The organism is Tautonia sp. JC769 (genome assembly GCF_040717455.1).
In the GTDB taxonomy this organism is placed as follows: domain Bacteria; phylum Planctomycetota; class Planctomycetia; order Isosphaerales; family Isosphaeraceae; genus Tautonia.
In genome coordinates this window covers 1-26,300 of sequence record NZ_JBFEFH010000003.1, presented here as the reverse complement: position 1 = coordinate 26,300, position 26,300 = coordinate 1, and the positions used below count along the sequence as shown (strand labels likewise).

15 protein-coding genes and 1 tRNA gene are annotated in these 26,300 nt (G+C 69.1%); 3 read left to right on the top strand and 13 right to left on the bottom strand.

Annotation, left to right across the window (positions count from 1 at the left end; translation table 11 throughout):
- Positions 1-233 precede the first annotated feature (233 nt).
- Positions 234-3,626 carry a PAS domain S-box protein gene (locus tag AB1L88_RS04185; RefSeq protein ID WP_367095375.1) on the bottom strand — a complete coding sequence of 1,131 codons (3,393 nt, stop codon included), beginning with the start codon at positions 3,624-3,626 and terminating at the stop codon, positions 234-236.
- Between the two features lie 367 nt (positions 3,627-3,993).
- Here AB1L88_RS04185 and AB1L88_RS04180 point away from each other — a divergent pair.
- Positions 3,994-4,082 (top strand) — tRNA-Ser (locus tag AB1L88_RS04180).
- Positions 4,083-4,289: 207 nt separating this feature from the next.
- Here AB1L88_RS04180 and AB1L88_RS04175 read toward each other — a convergent pair.
- The 7 genes from AB1L88_RS04175 to AB1L88_RS04145 all read right to left on the bottom strand — a co-directional run bounded on the left by AB1L88_RS04175 (position 4,290) and on the right by AB1L88_RS04145 (position 15,172).
- On the bottom strand, positions 4,290-5,720 hold the full coding sequence (locus AB1L88_RS04175; protein ID WP_367095374.1) for a DUF1501 domain-containing protein: 1,431 nt from the start codon (positions 5,718-5,720) through the stop codon (positions 4,290-4,292).
- A 34-nt stretch (positions 5,721-5,754) separates the two neighbouring features.
- The gene (locus AB1L88_RS04170; protein WP_367095373.1) at positions 5,755-9,129 is read right to left on the bottom strand and encodes a PSD1 and planctomycete cytochrome C domain-containing protein; all 3,375 of its coding nucleotides are present in this window, start codon (positions 9,127-9,129) and stop codon (positions 5,755-5,757) included.
- Between the two features lie 121 nt (positions 9,130-9,250).
- Positions 9,251-10,078 carry a creatininase family protein gene (locus tag AB1L88_RS04165; protein WP_367095372.1) on the bottom strand — a complete coding sequence of 276 codons (828 nt, stop codon included), beginning with the start codon at positions 10,076-10,078 and terminating at the stop codon, positions 9,251-9,253.
- A 49-nt stretch (positions 10,079-10,127) separates the two neighbouring features.
- Positions 10,128-11,459 carry an MFS transporter gene (locus tag AB1L88_RS04160; protein WP_367095371.1) on the bottom strand — a complete coding sequence of 444 codons (1,332 nt, stop codon included), beginning with the start codon at positions 11,457-11,459 and terminating at the stop codon, positions 10,128-10,130.
- A gap of 17 nt (positions 11,460-11,476) precedes the next feature.
- On the bottom strand, positions 11,477-12,511 hold the full coding sequence (locus AB1L88_RS04155; protein WP_367095370.1) for a succinylglutamate desuccinylase/aspartoacylase family protein: 1,035 nt from the start codon (positions 12,509-12,511) through the stop codon (positions 11,477-11,479).
- Positions 12,512-12,542: 31 nt separating this feature from the next.
- Positions 12,543-13,676, bottom strand: a complete 1,134-nt coding sequence (locus tag AB1L88_RS04150) for a mandelate racemase/muconate lactonizing enzyme family protein (RefSeq protein WP_367095369.1) — start codon at positions 13,674-13,676, stop codon at positions 12,543-12,545.
- 17 nt (positions 13,677-13,693) lie between these two features.
- Positions 13,694-15,172, bottom strand: a complete 1,479-nt coding sequence (locus AB1L88_RS04145; RefSeq protein WP_367095368.1) for a hypothetical protein — start codon at positions 15,170-15,172, stop codon at positions 13,694-13,696.
- A gap of 624 nt (positions 15,173-15,796) precedes the next feature.
- On the opposite strand from AB1L88_RS04145, the gene AB1L88_RS04140 reads away from it, so the two are divergent.
- A complete protein-coding gene (locus tag AB1L88_RS04140; RefSeq protein ID WP_367095367.1) occupies positions 15,797-17,974 on the top strand; it encodes a serine protease in 2,178 nt (725 codons plus the stop codon).
- 152 nt (positions 17,975-18,126) lie between these two features.
- Here the strand turns inward: AB1L88_RS04140 and hisB are convergent, their stop codons facing one another.
- The 4 genes from hisB to AB1L88_RS04120 form a co-directional block, all read right to left on the bottom strand.
- Positions 18,127-18,720, bottom strand: a complete 594-nt coding sequence (hisB, locus tag AB1L88_RS04135) for an imidazoleglycerol-phosphate dehydratase HisB (RefSeq protein WP_367095621.1) — start codon at positions 18,718-18,720, stop codon at positions 18,127-18,129.
- Between the two features lie 87 nt (positions 18,721-18,807).
- Entirely contained in the window at positions 18,808-19,815 is a 1,008-nt protein-coding gene (locus AB1L88_RS04130) for a transglutaminase family protein (protein WP_367095366.1), read from the bottom strand.
- 87 nt (positions 19,816-19,902) lie between these two features.
- Positions 19,903-20,862 (bottom strand): alpha-E domain-containing protein, encoded by a 960-nt coding sequence (locus AB1L88_RS04125; RefSeq protein WP_367095365.1) that lies wholly within the window; start codon positions 20,860-20,862, stop codon positions 19,903-19,905.
- Entirely contained in the window at positions 20,862-22,367 is a 1,506-nt protein-coding gene (locus AB1L88_RS04120) for a circularly permuted type 2 ATP-grasp protein (RefSeq protein ID WP_367095364.1), read from the bottom strand. Before AB1L88_RS04120 ends, AB1L88_RS04125 begins: the two co-directional genes overlap by 1 nt.
- Before the next feature lie 362 nt (positions 22,368-22,729).
- Between AB1L88_RS04120 and AB1L88_RS04115 the strand changes: the two genes are divergently transcribed.
- Entirely contained in the window at positions 22,730-23,602 is an 873-nt protein-coding gene (locus AB1L88_RS04115; protein ID WP_367095363.1) for a hypothetical protein, read from the top strand.
- Positions 23,603-23,666: 64 nt separating this feature from the next.
- Here AB1L88_RS04115 and AB1L88_RS04110 read toward each other — a convergent pair whose 3' ends face one another.
- Entirely contained in the window at positions 23,667-25,967 is a 2,301-nt protein-coding gene (locus AB1L88_RS04110) for a choice-of-anchor Q domain-containing protein (protein ID WP_367095362.1), read from the bottom strand.
- Positions 25,968-26,300 lie beyond the last annotated feature (333 nt).

Below are 26,300 nucleotides of genomic sequence, written 5' to 3'. Positions count from 1 at the left end.
GATCGGGCCGGGTCGCCCGATTCCGATGTCCGGGCCAGGAGCCTTGCGAGGCCGCGAGCCCGTTCTCCCCGACCGCGTCGGCCGGGCGATCCCTCGCTCGCGATCGCATCGGAGCGTAACGCCCGGCCCGAGGACTGTCCAGGCGCGAGCCGGCCTGACGCCCGTCCTCCCCTCGGCATGGTCGAGCACGAACCGCCGCCTCGTCCCCGGGAGTCTTCGATCCCGGGCCCTCGTCACGCGGAGAGGGGCTTCGGGCTCACCCGATGCAGCAGGGCGATCAGCTCCTCCGGGTCCACGGGCTTGACCAGGTGGGTGTCGAACCCGGCTTCGAGCGACCGGAGGCGGTCAGACTCCTGCCCCCATCCCGTCAGGGCGATCAACGTCCGGGCCGGTCCCCCCGGCTGCTTGCGGATCCGGCGGGCCACCTCGTAACCATCCATGTCGGGCAGCCCGATGTCGAGGACGACGACTTCCGGCTGGAATGTCGCGACGCGCTCGATCGCCGACGCCCCATCGTACGCCAGTTGCACCTCGAGCCCTGACAGCGTGAGCAACTTCCCGAGCGTCCGGGCCGCATCCTGATGGTCATCCACCAGCAGCAGGCGGGCGAACGCGAAGTCCCCCGGCTCCTCGGGGGCGACCGCGGGACGGGGCGATTCCAGGGGGCCGGCGACCGGCAGATGGATGAGGAACTCGCTGCCGGTCCCCACCCCGTCGCTCCTCGCCTCGACCGAGCCGCCGTGCAGGTGGACCAGGCCCTTCACCAGGGCCAGGCCGATGCCGAGCCCCCCCTGCGACCGGTGCAAGGCCGGCTCGACCTGCGAGAAGATCTCGAAGATCCGGCCCAGGTGTTCCTCGTCGATCCCGATGCCCGTGTCCCGGACGGAAACCTCCACCCCCCCGTCCCCCTCTCGGGCGCTCAGCGTGATCGTCCCGGACGAGTCCGAGTACTTCGCGGCGTTGTTCAGCAGGTTCGCGATCACCTGCGACAGCCGGGTCGGGTCGGCGTCCAGCATGATCGGCCCGGGCGGCACGTCGACGACCAGGGCATGACCGCCCACCTCGATCAGCGGCCGGCTCGTCTCCACGGCCATCCGGACGATCGCCTGCAAGTCGATGCGTTCGCGGCGGAGTTCCAGCTTGTTCCGGGTGATCCGGGACACGTCGAGCAGGTCGTCGAGCAGCCGGGCCATGTTGGCGATCTGGCGGTCGATCACGTCGCGGTGGGCCATCAATTCCGGATCGGGAGGCCCTTGCCTCCTCAGCAAGGCGACCGCGTGCCGGATCGGGGCGAGGGGATTGCGGAGCTCGTGCGCCAGGGTCGCCAGGAACTCATCCTTGCGCCGGTCGGCGTCCTGCAGCGCCTCGGCCAGCCGCTTCGGCTCGTCGATGTCCGTGATGCTGCCATACCAGCGCAGTACCCGGCCCGTCGCGTCGTAGACCGGGACCCCGAGATCCATGTGCCATCGGTCGACCCCGTCCCGGTCCCTCAGGCGATATTCCGCCCGATAGGGCGACCCCTCCCGGATCGATGCGTGCCACGTCCGGAGCAATGCCGGGCGGTCGTCCGGGTGGACGCAATCGATCCATCGGTCCCCCATCCCCTGTTCGATCGAGGTCCCCGTGTAGGCCTCCCAATGTCGGCTCAGGTAGGTGACCTTCCCCTCCCGGTCGGTGACCCAGACGATCTGGGGCATGGCCTCGGCCAGTTGCCGAAACCGCGCCTCGCTCTCGCGCAACTGCTCCTCGCGCTGGTGCCGCTCGGTGATGTCGGTCACGTGCGCCACGAATCCCCGGACCTCTCCTCCCTCCCCCACGTCCGGGATATAGGTGGCGTTGATCCAGCGCGTCCCGCCCTCCCGGTACGGGACCTCCGCCTCGTAATTGACCACCTTCCCCGTCAGCACCGCCTCGACATGGGGAATGAGCGTCTCCCAGGCGTTCTCGCCCAGCACGTCCCTCATGTGCTTCCCGAGGGCATCCTCCCTGCGGACCGCGAACCAGGTCTCGTAGGAGCGGTTGTTCATCGCATAGTATGCATATTTGTCAATATAAGACATCAGCGCCGGGACCGCGTCGGCCACCAGCTGCACCCGCTCCCGCTCCGATCGCAGCCGCTCCTCGATCCGGCGGCGTTCGGTCACGTCGAGCACCAGCGAGAGCACCGCCACCATCCGGCCCGACTCGTCGTGCAGCACCGAGTTGTACCACTCGCACGACCGCTCGTCGCCCGCTCGGCTCCGGTTGCGGTTCTGGGCCACGACGAACCGGCTGGCCGGGTCGAGCAGCCGGTCCCGGATCCCCTCGACCTGCTCGCGGTCCTCGAACAGGAGCGGGATCTCGTCGATCCGCTTGCCGAGGACCTCGGCCGCGGTCCAGCCGAACAGCTTCTCCGCCTGCCCCGACCACCGGGTCACGACGAACCGCGCATCCCACTCGATCACGCCCAGCGGCGTGTTGTCGACCAGCGTCGTCAGCCTCGAGAGCAAGGCCGATCGCTCCCGCTCCGCCTCCTTCCGCCCCGTGATGTCCATCACCAGCCCGAGCAGCCGGGCCGGCCCGCCGGCCGCCTCCGACTCGACATTCCCCTTGCCGAGCAGCCAGCCGACCGAGCCGTCCGGCCGGATCACCCGGAACTCGATCTCGTCCCCCGATCGCTCGACGACGGCCCGGTCCACGGCCGACTCGACCCGTTCCCGGTCCTCCGGGTGGATCAGGCGGCAGAACCCCTCGACCGAGCCGCCGACCGCCCCCCGGGGGACACCCAGCACCTCATCCACGTTCTCGGACCACTCGATTCGATCGCCGCCGATCTCCAGGGACCAGGTCCCCATCCTGGCCGCCTGGAGCGCCAGCCGGAGCCGCTCCTCGCTGCCCCGCAGCCGCTCCTCGGTCTGCTTGCGGTCGTCGATGTCGGTGGCCGTGCCGAACCGTTGCATCAACCTCCCCGACTCGTCCCGGACCGGCACCGAGCGGACCAAATGCCAGCGGTACGTCGCGTCGTGTCGTCGCAGCCGGACCTCCGCCTCGAGCAGATCCCCCTGGCCGAACGCCCGCTCTCGGAGCGACCGAATCCGGGGCTCGTCCTCCGGATGGACCGCCGTGAGCCATCCCTCGCGCGAGAGCGCCTCCTCGGCATTCATCCCCGTATACTCGTACCAGCGCCCGTTGAACGACTCGACCACGCCGTCCGACCGGGCGGCCCAGAGGATCTGCGGCATCGTGTCGGCCAGCAGCCGGAAGCGCCGGGCGCTGACCTGGGGGGCCGAGGCCTCGCCCCGCTGCTCACGCCCCTCCCAGTCCAGGTCGATCCGATCGGGCGATCGGTCCCGCGACCTCCTCCGCGCCCGGCCGCCGCCCAGGAGCACCAGCGAGGACCCGACCGCCCCATAAACGAGCAGGTCGACCCCGAACGCCGCCCCGCTCGCCCCGGGTGGCACACCGGCGCCGAGCGCGACGCCGACGCTCGCCACCGCCCCCAGCACCAGGGTCAGCATCGAGGGCCCGACGCCCCCGAGCCGAGACACCCCGGCGACCGCCAGCAGGAACAGGCCGGTCACCTGATACGCCCCTGTCACCGGCCTCAACGCCAGGCTCACCAGCAGGGCGACCAGTGCGGCTCCCACCGCGATCCCGTAACTCCGGGACCGAGAACGCGCCTCTCGAAACATGGGGAGGTCTCTTCCGACGGCAGACCGGCCGACCCACGCCGACGGGCCGATCTGGACGTTGACCAGTCGTCCAATTCGTCCTCTGCTTCCAGGATACATGAACTGCCCGGAAAAGCGAGGGAACCGGGCGGGACGCCCCCCGCCCACCCGGCCCGTTCGATTCGAGCCCTTCCCCTTGCCCCCGATCGCCCGCGTATCGTACACTCGTGCCCATCGCCGACCGGGACCGGCCCGAGGGGCCGCGATTTTTGCGGAATCGGCCGCAGGACGTCTTTACAAATCCATCCAACGCAAGTAACCTGTTCCGAAGCAGTTAGATCAGGGAGAGGTGACCGAGTGGTCGAAGGTGCGGCACTGGAAATGCCGTGTACGGGTCAAACCGTACCGTGGGTTCGAATCCCACCCTCTCCGCTTCACTCCCATTCAAGCCCCTTCGCAACCGCCCCGCTCGCCCTCCCCTTGCGTGAGTCTGCGGGGTGTCCGCGTGCGCCGCACGCCTGAACATCGCGCAGCGACGCATCGCGACGAGACGACACCCCCTCGGGGACGTCCCGCCCGGTCGCGCCTCGACGCTCGCGTCCTTGCCTTCGAGCCCCCTCGCCGGCGACGGGCCCCCGGTCAGGCGACGATCTCGTGCAGCACGCGCCCGTGGACGTCCGTCAGCCGGAAGTCCCGACCGGCGTAGCGGAAGGTCAGCCGCTCGTGATCGAACCCGAGCAGGTGCAGCATCGTCGCGTGCAGGTCGTGGACGCTCACCGGGTCACGCTCGGCCCGGAACCCGAACTCATCGGTCGACCCGAAGGTCGTCCCCCCCTTGATCCCCCCGCCGGCCATCCAGACGCTGAACCCGTAGTGGTTGTGGTCGCGCCCTTGCATCGACTTCCCGTCGGCCGTCAACTCCACGGTCGGGGTCCGGCCGAACTCCCCACCCCAGAGCACGAGCGTCTCGTCCAGGAGTCCCCGGGCCTTCAGGTCGGTCAGCAGCGCGGCGATCGGGCGGTCGATCTCGCCCGCGAGCCGGCGGTGGTTGGCCTCGATCTGGTCGTGATTGTCCCAGGGCTGGCCTGCGCCGTGCCAGAGCTGCACGTACCGAACGCCGCGCTCGACCAACCGCCGGGCGATCAGCGTCTGCCGGCCGTGCACCCCCTCCCCGTAGAGGGCCCGGATGTGCGTCGGCTCGCTCGACAGGTCGAACGCCTCGGCCGCCTCCATCTGCATCCGGAAGGCGAGCTCGAACGACTGGATCCGCGCATCGAGCCGGCTGTCATCCAGCGTCTGCTGATGCTCGGCGTTGAGCAATCCGAGCAGATCGAGCTGCCTCCGCTGGGCCTCGGTCGCGACGTGCGGGTGCTCGATGTTCTCGATCAATCGGTCGATCGTCTGGTGCTTCGAGTCGATGTAGGTCCCTTGATACCCGCCCGGCAGGAACCCCGCCTGCCAGTTCTCGACCCCCTTGATCGGGTAGCCCCCGGGGCAGAGGGCGAGGAATCCGGGCAGGTTCTGATTCTCGGTCCCCAGGCCGTACATCACCCACGAGCCGACGCTCGGCCGCGACTGGACCGAATCGCCGCAGTTCATCAGCATCAGCGACGGTTCATGGTTCGGCACCTGGGCGTACATCGATCGGATCACGGCGATGTCGTCGATGTGCCTCGCCGTCTCGGAGAACAGCTCGCTCACCTCGATCCCGCTCTCGCCATGGCGCCGGAACCGGAAGGGGGAGGGGAACGCCGCCCCCGTCTTCCGCTCGGTCAGGAGCGTCTCCGGGAGCGCCTGCCCGGCATATTTCCTCAGACTCGGCTTCGGGTCAAACGTATCCACATGCGAGGGGCCGCCGTTCAGGAAGAAGTGGATCACCCGCTTCGCCTTGCCCGCGAAATGCGGCGGCCTGGGCGCCAGGCTCCCCGACTCCGCGCCGCGAGGCGCGGCGCCCAGCGACCCCGAATCCGCCAGCACCCCCAGCGCCCCGAGTGCCCCCAGCCCCAGGCCCGATCGGGCCAGCAGGGCGCGTCGGGTCAGTTGCGGTCGATCCTGCTCCGGATGATTCATCAGACTCGCTCCCAGGGTTCGCGGCCGAGCACGATCATTCCACGAACGAGAATTCGTTGGCCATCAACAGCACCTGCGCCAATTGTTCCCAGGGTCCGAGGCGCTCGACACCCCTCCCGGAAAAATCATCCTGCGCGTCCCAGGTCGTCGGCTCCAGGCCCGACACTTCGGTCACGACGGGAGACCAGAGGAACTGGTTGCTGTTGAGCGAATCCCGCAGATCCACCACGAAGTCAATCGTATCGCCGGGCCCGACCGAGACGTCCTCCGCGTCGAGCCGGGCACGGTCGTTCAGGACCTCGGCCCTCGCCAGCAGCCCCGCGCGACTGCCCGTGACGAACCCCCGAATCCCGTCGCCCTGCGCCACCTCGTGGATCAAGGTCGACTCGACCCGGACGTTCATCCCTCTCGGGGCGACCCATCGACGGATCACGGCATGATCACGGTCGTTCCCCGGATGGCCCCCCTCCGCCGTGAGCTGGAGCCATCCCAGCTCGCCGTCCGGCCACGACGAACCCCCTTGCCACGCGCCTCCGGAGAAGAAGGGGAGCGGCCGGAACCCCGCCACCCGCCCCGACTCCTCGTCGAGCGTCCCGTACCCGTATTGCCAATCGTCCGAGGTGCGCGACCGATCCTCCGCCGCCTCCCCCGCCTCGGCCGCCCGCACCAGGGCCAGGGCGGCCTCGACCTGCGCCGCCGTCGGGTCGCGCTGATAGATCCTGCGGTACAGTCGTCGCACCCGCTCCGCCCCGCCGCCGGCCCCCAGCACGTCCGGGTGATGGGCCAACTCCCTCGCCCGATCCAGCAGGAACGGATGGTTCAGGAAGAAGAGCGCCTGCTGGGGCACCGTCGTCTCCGAGCGTTGGGGGATGAGCAGATCCGGATTGGCGAAGTCGAACACCCGGAGGATGCTCGGCAAGTCCTCCCGATCGACCCTGCCGTACACCGTCCTCCGGGTCGAGAACGGCGGCGAGAACAAGGGTTCGGCCGCCCCCCCGATCCGATCGTCCAGCGCCCCCGAGACGCTCAGCATGGCGTCGCGCAACTCCTCGAACGTCAGGCGGTGCAGCGGCATCTTCCAGAGGAGCCGGTTCTCGGGATCGACCCGCTCGGCCCGGGCCGCCAACTCGGGATCGCTCGGCCCCCTCGCCGACTGCCGGAACGTCGCCGACCGGACGATCTGCCGATGCAAATCCTTCACGTTCCAGCCCCCTGCCACGAATCGCGACGCGAGCCAGTCGAGCAACTCGGGATGACTGGGCGGCTCGGCCCGGGTGCCGAAGTCTCCCGGCGATCGGACCAGGCCCTCGCCGAAGTAGCCCATCCAGACCCGATTGACCGCGACCCTCGCCGTCAACGGATTCGACGGGTCGACGATCGCTTGAGCCAGCTCCCGCCGACCGCTGCCATGCACGAACGGCTCGGCATCCGTCCCCGCGATCGCCTGCAGGAACCGCCTGGGGACCACCTCTCCCGGGCTCGCCGAGTTCCCCCTCCGGAAGATCCGGGGCTCGATCATCGCGTCCCGGTCCTCCAGGATCGTCGCGAACGGGGGCGCCTTGTCCGATCGCAGCAACCAGCGATCGACCTCCCCTTGCAGGTTCCACAGCTCCGAGGTCGTCTGCGTCGGGAAGAAGAACTCGATATTCACCAGCGACTCGTCGGGCACCTCGCAGGGAGAGTCGGGGCCGTAGAGCACCCGCCGGATCGCCTCCGAGTCGGGGTCGTCCAGCCCCGCCGGCCGCGCCGATCCTCGCTCCTCCGCCCTGGCCAGTCGCTCCTCCCAGTCCGCGATCACGCCCTCGAACAGCTCCCCGTAACGCCTGGCCACCTCGGCCCGATCGGCGGGGCCCGTCTCGAACGCCCGGGCGACCCTCCCATTCACCCGACCAGCCCCGCCCTCGGCGAGTGCCCCGGAAATCGCCCGGGCACGCCCCTCGAATTCGGCCGCGGGCAGGTTCATATAGTCATGCCAGGGCTTGAAGATCGGATCCCCCGTGATCGCCGCCCGATCGAGGGTCTCCTGCCACCGATGGACCGATGCCGGGATGAGATCCTCCGCCGTCAGGATCTGACTGAACGCCTCGTCCGGGTACTTTCCCAGCGCCAGCTGCGCGAGCAGGTACTCCGTCACCCGTGCCCGGACCCGATCCGCCGCCTCCGCCCGCTCGCCCGCCAGCCGATCTTCGAGCGCGGCCCGACGCTCCCGCAACCCCTCCTCGAACGCATTGCTCGAGCCCGGGTGTGCCGATGCGTCGAACGCCGGGACGACCGCCTCGGCGCTGTTGCGGAAGACGCCGTAGAGCGCGTAATAGTCGGCCGTCGGGATCGGATCATACTTGTGATCGTGACAGCGAGCACACGCCACGGTCATCCCCAGCATGCCCCGCGTCACCACGTCGATCCGGTCGTCGATGATGTCGTGCTTGACCCCGAGGAACCGCCGCCCCAGGGTCAGGAATCCCATCGCCGCCAGGTCGCTCGGGTCGTCGGCCACCTGATCGGCGGCGACCTGAAGCGTCAGGAACCGGTCGTACGGCAAGTCCTCGTTGATCGCCCGGATCACCCAGTCCCGATACGTCCGGGCATGAATCCACGACGCCTCCTCGCGGGCATACACATACCCTTTCGTGTCGGAGTAGCGCGCGAGGTCGAGCCACTGCCTCGCCCAGTGCTCGCCGAACCGGGGAGAATCGAGCAGCCGGTCGACCAGGCGGTCGTACGCCCCGGGCGCGTCGTCCCGCTCGAACGCCTCGACCTCCGCCGCACTCGGCGGGAGCCCGGTCAGGTGGACCGAGAGCCGCCGGATCAACGTCCGCCGGTCCGCCTCGGGGGCCGGCGCCAACCCCTCGTCCTCGAGCCGCTTCAGGATGAAGTGATCGATCGGCGTGCGGGCCAGCCCCGGGTTGCGGATCTCGGGGGGCGTCACCGCCCGGACCGGCTGGAATGCCCAGTGGGCCGCCACGGCGTCTTCCAGGGATCCGAGCGATTCGGAAGGTGCCTGACCGGGCGTCGCGGTGGTCGTCGGCTCCGGGCTCTCGGGCCAGGGCATGCCCAGCTCGACCCATCGCGTCATCGCCTCGATCTCGCGGTCCGAGAGCTTCCCCTTCGGCGGCATCCTCGGTTCCGAATCGTACCGGAGCACCTCGATCAGGAAACTCTCGCCCGGTTTCCCCGGCTCCGCCGCCGGCCCCGAATGCCCCCCCATCAGCATCGCCTGCCGGCTCGTCAGCGACAGCCCCCCCTTCGGCTTCTCCTCCCCGTGGCAGGAAAGGCAATGCTCGACCAGCATCGGGCGGATGGTCGACTCGAAGAAGTCGGCCCCCGCCCGGTCATCGAGCCCCGCGTGCGCCTGCCGGCCGCACAGCACCAGGAGGCAGACCCAGGCAATCGTTCTCAGGATATCCATCGCGAGTTCTTCCGCTGGGCGAACCGGTGATCGGGGGCACGCGCGAACACAAGCCGGAGAGATTCAACATTGATTGTACCAGACTTCGCGACGGGAACCCATCCGAACCGCCTGGTTCCGGTCAGGTCCAGCGGATCTGCGACTGGACGGGGTGGGTGTGCATGTCGGCCCTCCGCTCGATCGGCCACGCGCGCAGCTCGTCCACCAGGCCGACCAGCCCGTCCACCGCGGCCTCGAAGATGATCTTCCCCTTCTCCGCGGTCGCCTTGGTCGGGTCGCCGTGCACCCCGGTCTTCGTCCAGCGGCCCCAGTAGTCGTTGAACCGCACGAAGTAATTCATCGTGCTGTCGCTGCTCACATATCGGCCCATCCGGTCATTGTCCTCGACCGCCTTGTCCATCTGCACCCGGTCCCCCGCCAGGTGCAAGTAGAGCGACGTCTCGAATTCGTCGGCATGCGCCACCACCTTCGACTCCCTGACCTTCTCGAACGCCTCCATCAGGAACCAGAAATACGTGGTCGCGAAGCAGAGCGACTCCGTCTCCAGCACCGTCTTCCGCGCGATCAGGTCGATCAGCGGGGCGTTCGACCCGTGCCCATTGACGATCAGGATCTTCTTGAATCCGTGATACGCCACGCTCTTGGTGATATTGAGGCAGAAGTTGATGAACACATCCGGCTCGATGTGGATCGTCCCCGGGAAGTCGATGTGGTGCAGGTTCAGGCCGTAGGAGATCGGCGGCAAGACCAGGACCCGATCGGCCGCCCGCTTGCCGACCTCCAGGCAGACCGATTCGCACAGGAACAGATCCACGTCCAGGGGCAGATGATGGCCGTGCTGCTCGGTCGACCCGGTGGGCAGGATGATCAGCTTCTCCTGCGCGATCGCCTCGTTGATCTCCGGCCAGGTCAGGCGGTTGTAGCGGTATTCCGTCGCCGATCGGGACATCGTGTTTCATCTCCGTCGTCCGTGTGGACGGTTGTGGGAAAAAACGGGTTCACTCCTCCGGATCGAGCGACTGCGTGCAGTCGATCAGGAGCCAGCAGAGGCCGCTGCCGAGATACATGGCCGCCAGCACGAAGAACAACGGGCCCCAGTCGGTGGTCACGGCCGCCCCCTCCGGCCCCGTCGCCTCGGTGGTGAAGGCGTCGAGCACGAGGCCGAAGACGATCGGCATGACCACCCCCCCCAGCGTGCCGGCCGTGTTGATGATGCTGAAGACGGTCGCGCTGAACCGCCCCCCCAGGTCGGTGCAGGTCCCCCAGACCGTCGGCTGGCTCCAGTCGCTGAAGAACTTGGCCACCATCAGGACCCAGGCCGCCGCCACCCCGCTCGACTGCCCGACCACCAGGGCCAGCATCACGCAGCCGATCACCTTGCCCGAGAAGCCGACCCCGCTCCGCGACCATCGGCGATTGCCCGTCTGGGCGATCAAGCGGTCGTTGAGCCATCCCCCGGCGATCCCGCCCAGCGCACCTCCCCAGAGCGGCAGGCTCGCCAGCCACCCCGTCTGGCCGATGTCGAAGCCGCGCGCCCGCAGGAAGTACGTCCCGATCAACGCCACGAACACCACGTCCGACCCGGCGTCGAGGAACTGCTGGAGCACGAAGAATCGCATGCTCCGGCTCCGGAGCGCCCGGCCCGCGGGCAGGACCGCCCGATCGGTCGACGCCCGGCCGCGCGGCCCCGCCTCGATCAACGCGCGCTCGGCGTCGTTGACCCCGGGGTGCTCCTCCGGCGTATTCCGGAAGAACGCGGCGAAGACCACCGCATAGACGACCCCGATCCCCCCCAGCACCAGCAAGGCCGACTGCCACGACAGGCCCCACCAGCCCATCAACACCGTCCCCAGCAGGATCGGCGAGAGCGCGCCCCCCGACCGCCCGAACGTGGTGGCGATCCACCCCTGCAAGACCGTCCGGCGGGCGGCCGGGAACCAGTTGCGCGTCACCTTCGTCAACGCCGGATAGCACCCCGCCTGCGTCGCCCCGAACAGCAATCGCCAGCCCCCCAGGAGCCAGAGCCACCCGGTCTGCCCCAGCGCCGCCAGCGAGATCGACCAGCCCACCACGCTCGCCACCAGGAACCGGTGCGGGCCGAACCGATCCACGATCACTCCGCTCGGGATCTGCCCCGCCGCGTACGTGTAATAGAACAACGAGAACAGGAACCCCGCCTGCGTGTTCGAGAACCCGTACGACTCCTGCAACTCCGGCCCGATGATGTTCCAGGTATAGCGGTGCAGGTACAGGAGGAACGACATCCCGCACGCCATCGCGAACACGCCCCAGCGCACATTCGTGGGACGCATCCGATCGTCAGTGCTCATGGACCGACCCCTCCCCGTCACCAGGGCTGCTCGACGCCCACGCAGCAGATGAATTGCCCCTGCCGCACCCGAGCACCCCACGCCTGCCCCACCACGATCCCGTCCAGAGGCGCCTCGACCGGCCAGGCCGGCTCGTCGATCCGGGCGAAGTCGTGCAGCCGACCCACCAGATCCCCGCGTCTCACCCGGGTCCCACACCGCAACACTTCTTCATAATGGCCCGAGAACGGCGCGGGCACGTAGCACTCGAAGTCCACGATCGCCGCGCACTTCTGCGCCCCGCTCGCGTGGTGGTCGATCGGCTCGATCTCCCCTTCAAGCTGCCCGTGGTGGATCGCCGCCGCCAGCACCCCCTGCCGTCCGTAGCGGACCCCCTGCGACAGCACCGCCTCGCCCCAGCCCAGTTCCGTCCCCACCGTGATCTTCCCGAGCCGCTCCGCCTCGCTCGTCAGCAAGCCCGGCGTCCGGTTCTGATAGACCATGATCAGCGGCGTCCCGAACCAACGGGCCGTCTCGGCCGTCGCCCTCGCCTGCTCCGGGTCGTCGATCGGGTGGAAGCTCGCGCACGGGTCGAACCGAATCTGCTGGCCCCCCGAATGCAAATCGAGCACCACATGCACATGGGGCCAGATTCGATCCCGGACGAACTTCGCGATCCGGTGGGTGATCCCCCCGAGCGGCGCGCCATGCCCCGCCCCCTCCACGAAGGCCCGGTTCAGGTTCACCCCGTCGGCCCCGACGCTGTCCCTCGTCCCCGTCCGGAACGCCTCGGGGTTGAGCACCGGCACCAGGATGATCCGCCCCTGCACCCGCTTCGGGTCGATCTCCCCCAGCAACCCCTTGATCGCCGAGGGCCCCTCGTACTCATTCCCGTGCGTCGACCCGAACGCCACCAGCCCCTTGACCGCCTCCGCGCGGGGCCCCACGAACACGGTCAGGGGGATCATCTGCACCCCCCACATCGTGTCGTGTTCCAGCGCCACCCAGTAATCTCGGCGCCCCGGCGATTCCAGGTCCAGCGCCTCCGGCATCACGACCGATCGGGTACTCATGCGTTTGCCCTTTCCGGCGACCGCGACGCCGTCATCGGAACACCTTCCTCGTCGGCGAGAACCGCTTCAAGGCATCCGGGTCCAGCTCGATCCCCAGCCCCGGCGCCGTCGGGATCTCCAGGTGGCCCCGGTCGTCGATCCGGAACGGCTCGACCGTGATCGCATCCAGATAAGCGCACGGCGTCAGATATTCGACGTAACGCGCCACCGGGATCGAGGCCGAGAATTGCAGGTCCGCCGCCAGGCCCACGGCCGTGTTCCAGCCGTGCGGCACCACCTGCACGTTGTGCTCGCTCGCCAGCCAGGCAATCCGCCTCGACTCGGTCAGGCCCCCATTCTTCGTGCAGTCGGGCTGGAGGATGTCGACCGCCCGCCGCTCGATCCAGGGGACGAACGCCTGCCGCCTCGTCAGCACCTCCCCCCCGGCGATCGGCACCGGCGAGACCCTCGTCAATTCGGCATACCCGTCGATGTCGTCCGGCGGCAGCGGTTCCTCGAACCAGACGATGTTGTAGTCGGCCAGCATCTCCGCCGTGTTCCGCGCCCAGTTCACGCCGTGCGGCCAGAACTGCTCGCTCCCCCCCGCGTCGACCATCAGGTCAACCTCGTCCCCGACCTCCTTGCGGGCCGTCTTCACGAGCAGCTCGTCGAAGCCCCGGTCCCGACGCCCGAACGGGCGCCATCCCAGCTTGATGGCCCGGAATCCCCGGCCCACCACGTCGGCCAGCGTCTTCCGCAAGGGCTCCGGCTCATCAAACAGGATCGATCCATACGGCTTGATCGAACGCCGGTAGTCTCCCCCCAGCAGCCGAGACACCGGCTGGCCGCAGATCTTCCCCATCAGGTCCCACAGGGCCAGGTCGATCCCGCTGATCGCGTGCTCGACCGACCCGCCCCGCCCCTGCCAGAAGCTCGACTGCCGGAGCGTCTCCGACACCCGCTCCGGCTCCGCCGCCGACTGCCCCTTGAGCATCGGCCAGAGCAATTCGACCGCCCCCGACACCAATGCCCCCGACGTGAAACAGCTCCCGACCCCCTCCAGCCCGCCCTCGGCCCGGAGAATCACCAGGGTATGCAGGTTCTCCTGCGGCTCGTGCCCTTGCGGCCAGCCCCCGTCCACGGTCGCGCCCACCAGCGGGCAGACCTCAAGCTCGACAATCGTCACGGTCGTCTCCTCGTCCCTCAGGCCCGCCCTCGGAATCGCAAGGCGTACACCGCCGCGTCCTTCAACACGAATCGCAGCCGGATCGGCCGGCCTGCCAGCGACGACACGTCGGAACCGCCCTCCCAGAAGACCGGCCGCTCGATCTCGTTGCCGATCGTCTCCACCGCGTCGTCGAGCGCGAAGCCGGGCAGGGGGGCCCCCTCGGCGTCCTGCACCTCGACCCGGATCCCGCCGGCGGCCGACGTCTCGAAGTTCAGGAGCAGCGCGTCCCCGTCCGCGATCATCGGCCTCGTGATCACCTCGCCGCCGTCGTAGCCCGCCCGGATGCTCGCGAACCCGTCGAGCCGCAGGGAATAGCGCCTCAGGTGCGCCGTCGGCTGCCCGTAGTTCTGATTGGCGTAGAAGGACATCTCGTCCTCGCCCGTCTGCACCACGTTCAGGGCCGGGTAGTTCGTCCGTGACACCCAGTTCTCCGGCCCGATCCCCGGCACCAGGAACCCCTCCATGAACGTCCGGTCGTACACCGATCCGCCCCGAGTGGTCAGCAAAACCGCATCCGAGCAGTCGTTGAAGTATCCGGGGTCGACCCCGATCTCCTCGGCCTGTTCCGCCGAGATCACCCGACGCCCCGGCATGAACCGCGCCGCGATCCCCACGTTCAGGTGCGGGGCGCGGAAGTAGGGGCTTGTCTGATTTGTGTAGAGATGTTCAATCGGCCGGTCGTCGTCGTACGTCATCAACTCCGGCCCGTTCCAGTCCAGGAAATCCGCCGAGGTCGTCCGCGCGACCCTCCGGAATCCGTCCTTGAAGACCCGGAAGTAGCACAGATATCGCCCCTCGTGCTCCGACCAGCAGGGCACGTTCTGCGAGTCGAACGCCCCGTCCGAGATCACCGGCCCCTCGCCGACCCGATCCCACCGCAGGCCATCGGGCGAAGTAAACGCCCAGAGCCCCGTCCTGCCGGTCCCGGCCAGGGCCTTGTAGCGGGCGTCGGCGGCGACCCCCGGCCTCGGGTCGATCATCGGGCAGAAATTGTGCGAGAAGGGGGCCTGGTCGGCCAGCACCAGGTTGTTCGCCCGGCTCCCTTCGTACGCGAACAGCCCCAGCTCCGGCCGATCCCAGGACCGGCCGTCGGTCGATTCCGCGTAGCAGGTCACCTCGTCGGCGCTGCCGTCCCTCCCCGACTTCGGCAGCCCCCGGTAATACAGGCGATACCGCCCGTCGTCCTGCAAGACCGTCGCATAGCCGCAGAAGGCCCCTTCCCAGGGGCGATCGAAGGCCAGCGCGACCCCCTCGTCTCGCGGCCTGGCCAGTGCGAACGAGGCGGCCCCCCCCAGCCGGTCGACCAGAAATCGATCGATGAACAACTCTCGACGCGACCCGATCTCCAGGGCCCCTTCGGGCCGATCATCGCTCCGGCCGATCCCGACGGCCCCGCCGGTCACCGAGACCCCCGCCATCGCTGCGGAGCATTGAAGCCACTGGCGACGATCCATCACGCCGTCTCCCCCGGAAAGGACCCGATCGCGGCCCGCTCGGCCCGGCCCGAAGCGTCCAGGACCGAGGCAGCCCGCACCGGCCGTCCCATCTCCATTCAATCCGACTCGATCCGATCCCGGCGCCGCCGATCCCGACCATTCGCCACGCGATCGCGGGTCAGAATACGATGCCCGAACCCTCCCCGAAAGTCCTCAGTCCCCGCCCGGCCCCGTTTGTCGCACCGGTGACCTCCCGCGACGCAGCAAAGGCGCACCGTCCGAACGATCGGGGCGTCGCCACGCGGCGCCCTCTCGCCCCCTTGCGATCGATGCGCGAGAATCCTCCCGGCTTGCGACCGGATCCCGAGGCCCGTCCGCCGGGCGTTGCAGGTTTGACTCCCCCTCGACGGGCGGCCTATAATCACCTCAACCGAGACGCCCTGGACTTCCGAACGGCGTCAATCGTGACGGATCGTCTTCGCCCTTGGCGGGTGACCCGTGGTTCGCTCGCTCGCTCAATCGACCCGATCGCTGCCCGCTCGGCCCTCGTCGGGGGCGGCCCGTCTCGGACGGGATGGGCCGGGTCGGATCGGTCGCCCGATCGTGTCGATGGAGCCTGAGCATCGGGGGAGTCCGGCGTCTATGAGAGTGCTCTCGCCTGATCGGTCGCGGTCCTCCCGGATGACCCTGCCGATCGCCCTGGTCGCTGGCGTCCTCGGCGTCGCCTCGGCCGCGATCGGCCAGGCGGTCGATCGCGAGCAGACGCCCGGGCATTTCTTCCAGGTCGAGCAGCCGATCGACACCGCCCGGGCCGATCGCCTCAGGAGCGCCGTCGAGACCGTGGTCCGATCGGCGACCGCCCGGGGCGCGGAGCCGATCCTCGTCTTCGAGATCCGCCCCGGCACCAGCGACTACGGAATCTGCATCCAGGTCGCCGACTTCATCGCCCAGAAACTCTCACGGGCCGAGAAGACGGTCGCCTACGTGCCCGAGCCGCTCTCCGGCTACGCCCTCTTCGTCGCCCTCGCCTGCGACGAGATCGTCCTCGGCCCCTCCGCCTCGCTCGGGCCGATCACCCCCGCCGGCGAGGAGGTGAACCAGGGGCTCATCGGCTTCGCCGAGACCCTCGCCAGGACCAAGGGCCGCCCCCCCGACCTCATCGTCGGCATGCTCGACCCGTCCAACGAGTTGCTCCGGGTGCGTACCGCCGACGGCCGGACCGACTACGTCCTCCGCTCGCGCCTCCCCCAGTTCGAGACCGAGAACGCCGTCCTCTCGACCGAGCCGGTCTGGCAGGCCGGCGCCCGGGGCAAGCTCGCCGCCGAGGCCGCCCGGAGCGAGGGGATCGTCCGCAGCTTCGCCGCCGATCGCGGCCAGCTCGCCCGCATCTACGACCTCGACCGCATCACCGATTCCACCGCCCTCGGGGCCGACACGCTCCGACCCGTCTGGATCCAGGTCGCCCGGCCCATCGACGGCATCCAGGAGTCGTTCATCAGCCGCCAGATCGCCCGGGCCGAGAAATCAGGCGCCAATCTGATCGTCTTCCAGCTCGACACCCCCGGCGGCCAGATCCAGCCGGCCGACGAGCTCGCCCAGCGCATCCTCCGCCTCGAGACCGTCAAGACCGTCGCCTACGTCCGCGACCGCGCCCTCGGCGTCGGCTCGCTCCTGGCCCTCGCCTGCGACGAGATCGTCTTCCACGACGACGGCAAGCTCGGCAAGATCGACGCCACGGTCACCGGCGGCGGCAAGGTCGAGCCGCTCGGCGACCGCGACCGCGAGGTCCTGGCCGACCGGCTCGCCGCCCTCGCCGACCAGAAGGGCTACCCCACCGCCGTCGCCCGGGCGCTCGTCAGGCCCGATGTCGAGGTGGTCGAGGCGATCGACACCCAGACCGCCGCCGTCACCCTCGTCGACCGCGAGGCGATCCAGGCCGACCCCGACCGCTACATCGAGCAGGGGACCCTCGTGCTCGGCGACGAGCTGCTGACCGTCACCGCCGCCAACGCCCAGAAATTCGACCTCGCCCGCACCGTCCTGGCCAGCGACGAGGAGTTCTCCGCGCTCTACGGCCTGGGGGACGACCTGGTCCGCCTCCGCGGCCCGTCCTGGGTCGACTCGCTCGTCGGCGTGCTCAACACCCCGTTCATGAGCGGCCTCCTGCTCTTCGTCGGCTTCTTCATGCTCGTCGTCGAGATGAAGCTGCCCGGCATCGGCCTGCCCGCGATCACGGCCTGCCTCGCCTTCCTCCTCTTCTTCTGGAGCCGCTACCTTGGCGGCACGGCCGACGGCCTGGAGATCATCCTCTTCATGGTCGGCCTGCTCTGCCTGGCGCTCGAACTCTTCGTCTTCCCCGGGTTCGGCGTCTTCGGCATGAGCGGCGTCTTCCTCATCCTCTTCAGCGTGGTGATGGCCAGCCACAGCTTCATCATCCCGACCGAGGACTTCCAGTACCGCCAGCTCAGCCGGACCCTCATTTTGCTGATGGTCTCGATCGCCGCGGTCGTCGTCGGCGCGGTCCTGCTCGGCCGCTTCTTCCCGTCGTTGCCGCTGTTCGACAAGCTGATCCTCAAGTCCGACCCCTTCAGCTTCTCCGGCACCGACGTCGAGAAGGACGTCTTCGAGCCCGAGTCCCCCTTCGCCTTCCTCCTGGGCGAGACCGGCCGCACCACCACCGTCCTCCGCCCGAGTGGCCGCGCCCGCTTCGGCGAGATCATCGCCGAGGTCACCGCCGAGCGCAACTTCATCGAGCAGGACAGCCTGATCCAGGTCGTCGACGTCCAGGGCTCCCGGATCATCGTCAAGCAACTCTCCTGAGCGCTCTCAGATTGACCGTTCCGTCCCCCTTCGGACGAGCGAACTCTGCCACCCTCTCCCCGACGTCGGGGTGAGGGGTCCTCGCGTTCGACGCCCAGCCCGGCCCTGAGTCCCGCTCATCCGAGACGGGGGAGCGTGCGGTTCGCCTTGCGTCAGAGGCTCCCCTTCGTCGACGGCACCCCGCCGCACCTCGGGTCCGCCTCCCAGGCGTCGCGGAGCGCCCGGGCGAGCCCCTTGAAGATCGCCTCGATCACGTGATGCGTATTCGAACCTGCTAGCACCCTCACGTGCAGATTCATGCGCCCGAGCGTCGCCACCGACCGCCAGAACTCGGGCACCAGCTCCGTGTCGAACGTCCCGACCTTGGCCGTCGGCATCGCCGCCTCCCAGGCGAAATACGGGCGGCCCCCCAGGTCGATGGCACACAGCACCAGGGCTTCATCCATCGGCAAGATCGCGTGCCCGTAGCGCCGGATGCCCGAGCGGTCGCCGAGCGCCCGGTCGATCGCCATCCCCAGGCAAATCCCCACGTCCTCGGCCGAGTGGTGGTCGTCGACGTGCAGGTCGCCGGCACACGAGACCGTCAGGTCACACGCCCCGTGCCGCGCGAAGCCCTCCAGCATGTGGTCGAGGAACCCGATCCCCGTCGCGATCGTCGCCTGCCCGGTCCCGTCCAGGTCCAGGCCCAGCCGGATGTCGGTCTCCTTCGTGGTCCGGGTGAACTCGGCGTGTCGGCTCGGCACGATCGGGGCTCCTCACTCAATACTCGATGCTCAATACTCAATACGTCCGCGTCGCTCGGCCGTCGATCCGGCGCCGCCCAGGCCGAGGCGTCACTGCTGCTGCTGGCCTTGCTGCTGACGCAGGCCCGGCGGCATGTCGGGCCGATGCCCCAGCCCCAGCGACTTCCCACGCCGGGGGGACGACCGCGACGACGACCCTTCCCCGCCCCCCGAGCCCTTCGACCCGTCGTTCAAGGGCAGGGGGGTGCCCCACTCCTGCCACTGCGGCGGGATCCGGTGGACCGGCTCGACCGTCACCATCACGTGGATCGACTCCTCGGCCTGCCCCCGGAAGATCCCCCGGTTCGGCGGCACGTCGGCGTAATCGCGGCCGATCGCCGTGACCACATGATCATCTTCCGGATATACCCCGTGCGTCGGGTCCACGTCCACCCAGCCCGACGGCTCCCCGGCCCAGACCTGGCACCAGGCATGCGTGGCCATTTCCCCCGTCTGATGCACATATCCGCTCACGTAACGCGCGGGCAATCCCAATCCTCGGCACGCGGCGATGTACAAATGGGCGAAGTCCTGGCAGACCCCCCGGCCGAGCAAGAGCGCCTCCTCCACGCTCGTCAACGCCGTCGTGGCCTCCTTCTGGTAGGCCATCCGCCGATCGACCGCCTCCATCACCATCCGGGTCACGTCCGCCAGCGTCCCTTGCGGTTCGGGCAATCCTCGGACGAAGGCGTCAACCTCCGGCGTGTGCGCCACCTGCTGGCTCGGCAATAGGAACTCCAACGCCTCGGAGGGCATCGGCCCGCGGCCGGGCCAGGGCACCCCCGCCAAGCCGGCCACGCCGAGCCTCCGGTGCGTCCTCACGTAGCTCGTCGCGTGCAGGACCAGCTCGCGATACGGCGCCGTCAGGTTGAACAGATCGACCCGGTTGCCGAACCCGTCCCGGAAGGTCGTCACCGGGCCCCTCGGGCTGATCCGCAAGCGGTAGCCGAGCACCGTCTGGTCCTCGTCCGACTGCGGCGCCATCCGCACCTCGAAGATCGTCTCCGACACCGGCTCGGAGTAGGTCAGGCGCGTCTCGTGATTGATCCGCAGCAACATCGCCAACCGCCTCCGCACAATGATCGACGCGTCGAACCCGATCGCGTGCCGTCGCCCGGCGCCCGCGATCGCCCCAATCGCCCGCACTCACGCCAGGAAATAGGTCTGGTGGACCTCGTGCGCCACCCGATGACAGGTCGTCAGCACCTCGTTCAAGAACGAATCCAGCCCGCGATGAACCACCTCGTCCAGGTCGAGGAACCTCAGGTCGCTCCCCAATCGGCCGAGCAGGCGTTCCGCCTCGGTCGCGAACCCGTGCTCATCCCCCCCCGAGATCGCCCGGAGCGCCCCGCAGGCCCGATCGACCCCGAACCGCATCGACCTGGGGAAATCGGGGTCAAGCATCAGGTAGCCGACCGCCCCCAACGGATCGATCTGCTCATGCGCCTGCCGGATGTATGCGTCGTACGCCGAGCAACTTTGCAGGAGACTGGTCGAGTATACGACTCGCAGCGACCCCGCCGCGAGGGGTTCCACCTGCCGGAGCGCCTGGACCTTCACCCCCAGGATCCGGCTCAACTGCATCACCCGCTCCAGATACCGGCCGAACTGGAGGAAGTGATAGACCTCCGACCTCGGCAGGGTCGATTCCACCAGCCCCGTGTACAGGATGCACGACCGCTTGATCCCCTCGAAGAACCGCGACGGGCTGGTCCGATACCTCCTGCGCGCCGGCCTTCCACAAAGGTACAGATACAAACGATTGATTTGTCCCCAGACCTCCGCGCTCAACGTCTCCTGCGTCCCCCTCGCGTTCTCGCGGGCCCGGCCGATCATCGACAGCATCGAGTCGGCGTGCTCGCGCTCGAACGTCAGGAACTTCAGGACCTCGGCCCGGCCCCCGTTCGGGTGCCGCTGGCGAAACAGCTCCTTGCAGCCGAGGATCGAGAGCACGCTCTCCACCGGCCGCTCTCCCAGCGCCGCCGCATGCAAACCCGCGGCGTCCAGCTCCAGTTGGAAGCTGTCGTCGAGCAAGCGCGCGACGCTCTCGACCCGCTCCAGATAGCGGCTGATCCAGTACAAGTTCTCGGCAACCCGGCTGAGCATTAGCGTTCGTCCCCTTGAAGCTCAGCGGGACCCTTGATCGATTCCGGAGGTTCCCCCCGCAAGACCCACGTATCCTTCGTCCCGCCTCCCTGCGAGCTGTTCACCACCAGGCTCCCCTTCGGCAAGGCCACCCGCGTCAGGCCGCCGGGCAGGACCCTCACCTGGTCGCCGAAGAGTACGAACGGCCGCAGGTCGATGTGCCGCCCCTCCAGCCGACCGTCGACGAAGGTCGGGTGCTGGCTCAGGCTGATCGTCGGCTGGGCGATGAACCGCCTCGGGTCGGCCTCGATCTTCCGGGCGAACTCGTCGCGTTGCGCCTTCGTCGAGTTCGGGCCGATCAGCATGCCGTAACCCCCCGACCCGTCCACCGCCTTGACCACCAGCTTCTCCAGGTTCGCCAGCACGTGCTGCCGCTGCGACGGCTCGGTCAGGCGGAACGTCTCCACGTTCGCCAGGATCGGCTCCTCCCGCAAGTAATACCGCACGAACTCGGGCACGAACGGGTAGATCGCCTTGTCGTCGCAGACCCCCGTGCCGAGCGCATTGGCCAGGCCCAGATTCCCGGCCCGCAAGGCCCCATATAGCCCCGGCACCCCCAGCACGCTGTTCCGGTCGAACGCCAAGGGGTCGAGCGACCGATCGTCCACCCGGCGATAGAGCACGTCCACCCGCCTCGGCCCCCGGGTCGTCCTCATGTACACGAACCCGCCGTCGAAGAACAGGTCGCGCCCCTCGACCAGCTCGACCCCCATCTGCCGGGCCAGGAAGCTGTGCTCGAAGTAGGCCGAGTTGTACACCCCCGGCGTCATCACCGCGACGGTCGGGTCGTCCCGGCCGCTCGGGTCGATCGCCCGCAAGGTCGCCAGCAAATTCGCCGGGTAGTCGTCGATCGGCCGGACGTTGTATTGCTGGAACAGGAACGGGAAGACCTGCTTCATCACGTGCCGGTTGTTCAACACATAGCTGACGCCCGACGGCGTCCTCGCGTTGTCCTCCAGCACCAAAAAGCGGCCGGACTCGTCACGGATCAGGTCGATCCCGCTGATATGAATATAAATGTCGCGCGGCACACGCAACCCGACGCATTCCCGCTGATACCCCGACGCCCCCACCACCAGCTCGGCCGGCACCACCCGATCCTTCAAGATCAGGCGGTCGTGATACACGTCGTGCACGAACGCGTTGAGCGCCCGGACCCGCTGCTCCAGCCCGCGCTCCAGGGTCTCCCACTCCTCGCTCGAAATCAATCGGGGGATCGGGTCGAACGGGATGATCTGCTCCAGCCCCTCGCCCCGGCCGTAGACCGTGAAGGTGATCCCCTGGCGCCTCATGACCAGGTCGGCCATGTGGTGCCGCGACTCCATGTCCTCGGCGCTCAGGGTCGCCAGGCGATTGTAAAGCGCATCGTAATGCAAGCGCGGCCGACCGTCTTCGGCGAACATCTCGTCGAATCCGTTCCGCTCATACCGATCAAACGGTCCCGCGTCGGTCACTCTGCGATTCATGGGCGATCATCGCCGCCTTCTAAGGGCTGAGAGAGGTCCCCAGACCCTAACACCCGCCCCCCCGACCGTCAATCCAGCCCTCGACGCGGAATCCAACCCCCGACGGCGGGGGAAGCGACCTCCCGCGGAGACGTCGAGTCGCGGAGAACCCGGACAGGTCGTCCGATCCCGACGCCCCTCCCCACTCCTCCCATCCTCTCTTCCGCACCTCCGCGTCCCTGCGCACAATGCCCCTCCCATCCCCCACCGTTCCCCCCCCTCTCGCCCGGAATCTCCCCCACGTTCTCTGGACCTTTTTGCCCGGTCGGACGATATTCCTCAACAGAAGGAGTCTGACCGAGCCGAAGGAGAGGCCGAATCCCATGCCCGACGCCGACTGGGTCCGCTACCGATCACTCCGCGGACAGGCCTTGCCCGACTCGGCGACGCTCCTGGGCGGCGAGGCCTACGCCCTGGAAAAAACCCTCAAGTCCGACTTCTACGCCGTCACCGGCCTCTACCGCCGCGTCGCCGACGACTCCCCGAATCCGGCCCAGATCCTCCTGAAGATCTACCACACCGACCCCTGGTGGCTCCCCCCGCTCTCCCTGCTCGGCCGCTATCTCGCCCACCGCGAGCGCCACTACCTCCGACGCCTCGCCGGGGTCGACGGCGTCCCCGCGTTCCTCGAATCGTTCGGCCCGAACGGCCTGGTCCGCGAGTACCTCGACGGCGTCAACCTCCGCGAGTTCTTCCGCGGCCAGCGCCGCCGCGTCGACGCCGACTACTTCCCCCGCCTCTTCCGGATCCTCGACGCCATCCACCGCCGCGGCGTCTCGCACAACGACCTCTCGAAGCCCGAGAACGTCCTGGTCCTCCCCGACGGCTCCCCCGCCATCATCGACCTGCAGATCGCCCTCGAACTGTTCCCCCGATGGCTCGGCCGCCCGATCGTCTCCTACCTCCAGCGCGTCGACCGCTACCACCTCCGCAAGCTCCACCGCCGCCAGCGCCCCGAGGACTTCACCGACGCCGAGCTCTCCTCCGCCCGACGCAAGGGGGCCATCCTCATCCTCCACAGCCTCGTCCGCCGCCCGTATCGCGCCGTCCGCCACTTCATCCTCGGCCGCTTCCTCACCGACCGCGCCGCCCCTCCCCCCGCGTCGAGCATCCCCAAGGCCTACATGTTCCGCGATCCCTCGGCTCAGCCCGGTCATCCCCCTCGGCGGCCTACCTCGGCCCGCTCCCGCCCGTGAACCGAGGATCTCGATCGTCCCCTTCTCCTTCACCCTGGCGTCCGCGTGCCGGACCAATCATCGATCATCGGCCCCTCGCCCCGACCCGATGCCGCCAGACGACGTCCGAGACGCTCGGCGCGAAGTCGAATCGCCCCTCGATCGCCCCCACGTACCGCGCGATGACCGGGCGACCCTGGATATGCCGGGTCGGAACCGAGAGGCTCGCCACGCCGTCGACCAGCGGTGCTCGGCCGAGCAGGGCCCGGCCGGCCCGGAAGATCACGAAGCCCCGGGGGATATTCGACCCCGGCGCGACCCCGATCACCCGGGCCGTCAGCCGATCGCCGGCACCCGCCCCGGTCGGGCCGGCGTCGGGGCCGATCGCGAGGGTGGTCGAGGTGGTCGGCGGCTGGTACTCGAACGCCCCCAGGTCGACCGACCGGCCGATCCAGCGTTGGAATCCGTCCCCCCGAGCGTCGAGGGCCAATCCGTCCCGCGCGGTGAGGCCCGGGTCGCCGGCGTCGATGGCCCGGCTCCCCCGCAGCAATCGCATCGTCGGGACCAGACCGCCGTTCGACCGCAGGGGGGCCAGCCATGGCCTGCCGATCGTGAATGGGACCCCGACGAAGCTCCCGGCCGCCGATCCGGTCGAGAACAGGGTCGATCCCCCCACGGCGGCCGATCGCGCCGCCCTCCTCGCCGAGAGGTCCATCGCCGAGAGGTCCGGAACCTTCGTCGCCAGGTTCGGGCCGATCGCGTTGATGGTCGACGGACCGGTGATGCCGTACGACACGATCGGGGCGATCGCGCTCGTGCTCGTCGCGGCCAGGATGCTGTTGCCGACGTTCACGGCCGAGCTGGTCGGCTCACCCGTCGGCAGGAAGCCGAAGGTCAGGCTGTAGACCGCGGCGCCGTTCAACTGCCCATCCCCCGAGGAGGACCCATAGAATCCGAGGGCATTGTTCGCCAGCGTCGAGTTCACGATGGTCAACGTCCCGTTCAGGTTGAACACCGCGCCGCCGAGCCCGCTGCCGGAATACCCCATGCCCCCCCCGCCGACGGCCGAGTTCTGCGTCAGGGTGCTGTTGACCATGCTGACGCTGCCGTACAGGTTGAAGATGGCCCCGCCCATGCCGGCCCCCCCGCCGCCGGTCGTGCCCGATCCGGATCCGCCGCCGTAGCCGCCGTGCCCGTATCCGCCCCCGCCGCCGCCGCCGAACCCTCCCCAACCCCCGGCCCCATTGCCGGCGCCCCCGCCGCCGCCGAACCCGCCGCCGCCGCCCCCGGTGTCCTTCCCCTTGTGCATGTCGGTGAAGACACCGCCCCCCGCGCCTCCGCCGCCGACCCCCCCGCCGCCCCCGCCGTAGAAGAAGATCCGGTTGACCCCCGTGTAGAAGGGCCCCGAGTACATCCCCCCCTGGCCGAAGTCCCCCCCGTACGACAACGAGTACGGAAACGCTCCGGCGCCTCCCCCGCCGCCGTCGCCCCCCGCCCCGCCCGGGTCGTTGTATCGCGGGCTGTTACCCCCCGCCCCGCCGAGCTGGCTCAGCCCGCCCCCCGCGCCTCCCCCCCCGCCGCTCTCCCCGGGCGCCGACCCTCCCGCGGCCGAGAACCCACCCCCGCCCCCCGCGCCGTCGGGCCCGTTCAGGCCGCCCGCGCCGCCGTTCGAGCCGGGGGTGAACAGCGGACCGAACCCTCCCCCGCCGTCCGACTGCGAATCCTCGCCGATCCCGCCGCCGGAGGTCGAGACCGAGCCGTCGCTGCTCCCCCCGATCGCCGAGTTCCCCGCGATCGTCACCCCGACGAGGTTGACCGTCCCCATGTTGAAGATCGCCCCGCCGGCCCCCATGCCTCCCCCCCCGGTGCCGCTGTCGCCCCCCTGGGCGACTCCCCCGCTGAGCGTCAGGCCCTCCAGCGTCAGCGACCCCAGGGGCAGCCCGCCCAGCCCCGGACCGCCCGAGACGCAGAAGATCCGGAAGAACTCGTCATATTGCGTCGGGGCACAGGTGATCACGGCCCCATTCCCGACGATCGTCAGGTCGCTGGTGATCGTCGGCAGGCCGTTCGGCCCGAACCAGTTGTCCTGCGCCTCGGTCAACGTGTACGTCCCCGGCCCCAGCTCGATGACGTTCCGCTCGTCCCCGTTCGCGTTCGCGGCGTTGATGCTGGCGATCAAATCGGCGACGTCCTGGACCTGGAAGGTCGCCGGGACCTCGCGCCGCTCCAGCCCCTCCATCCCCGGCGTCCACCCTTTCCCGCGACGCCGTCGCCCAAGCCGCCCCCGGTCCCGCCATCGGGGCCGCGAGGGGAGCCTCGACCACGGGGCCATCGTCGTCGGTCGGCCGATCCCCAGCCATCGCCGGGAGCAAGAAAGGGAGGTCATCGTGGCGCTATTCCTGTCGAAAATCGGTGGCCATCGCCCGCCGGGCAAGACCGGCACGGGGCCTCGCGATCGAGCACCGCGCCTCGAAGCCCGCTCGCGGCGCACTCGCCCCGAGGCACGCACCCCCAACCCTAGCTCACCGTTTTCGACCGAAGCACCCGGGCCGATCCCGCCCGACGCATCACGACCCAGATCCGCCGTCCCCGTCACCTCCCGTCCTCGATCAGGCCCGACGACTCTCCGTCCCGTCCCCACCCTCGCCCCGCACCGTTTTGGGAAGTTCTCCCGGATTTCCGCAATTAAGCCTGCCGATTTTCACGATCATTTCAGGAA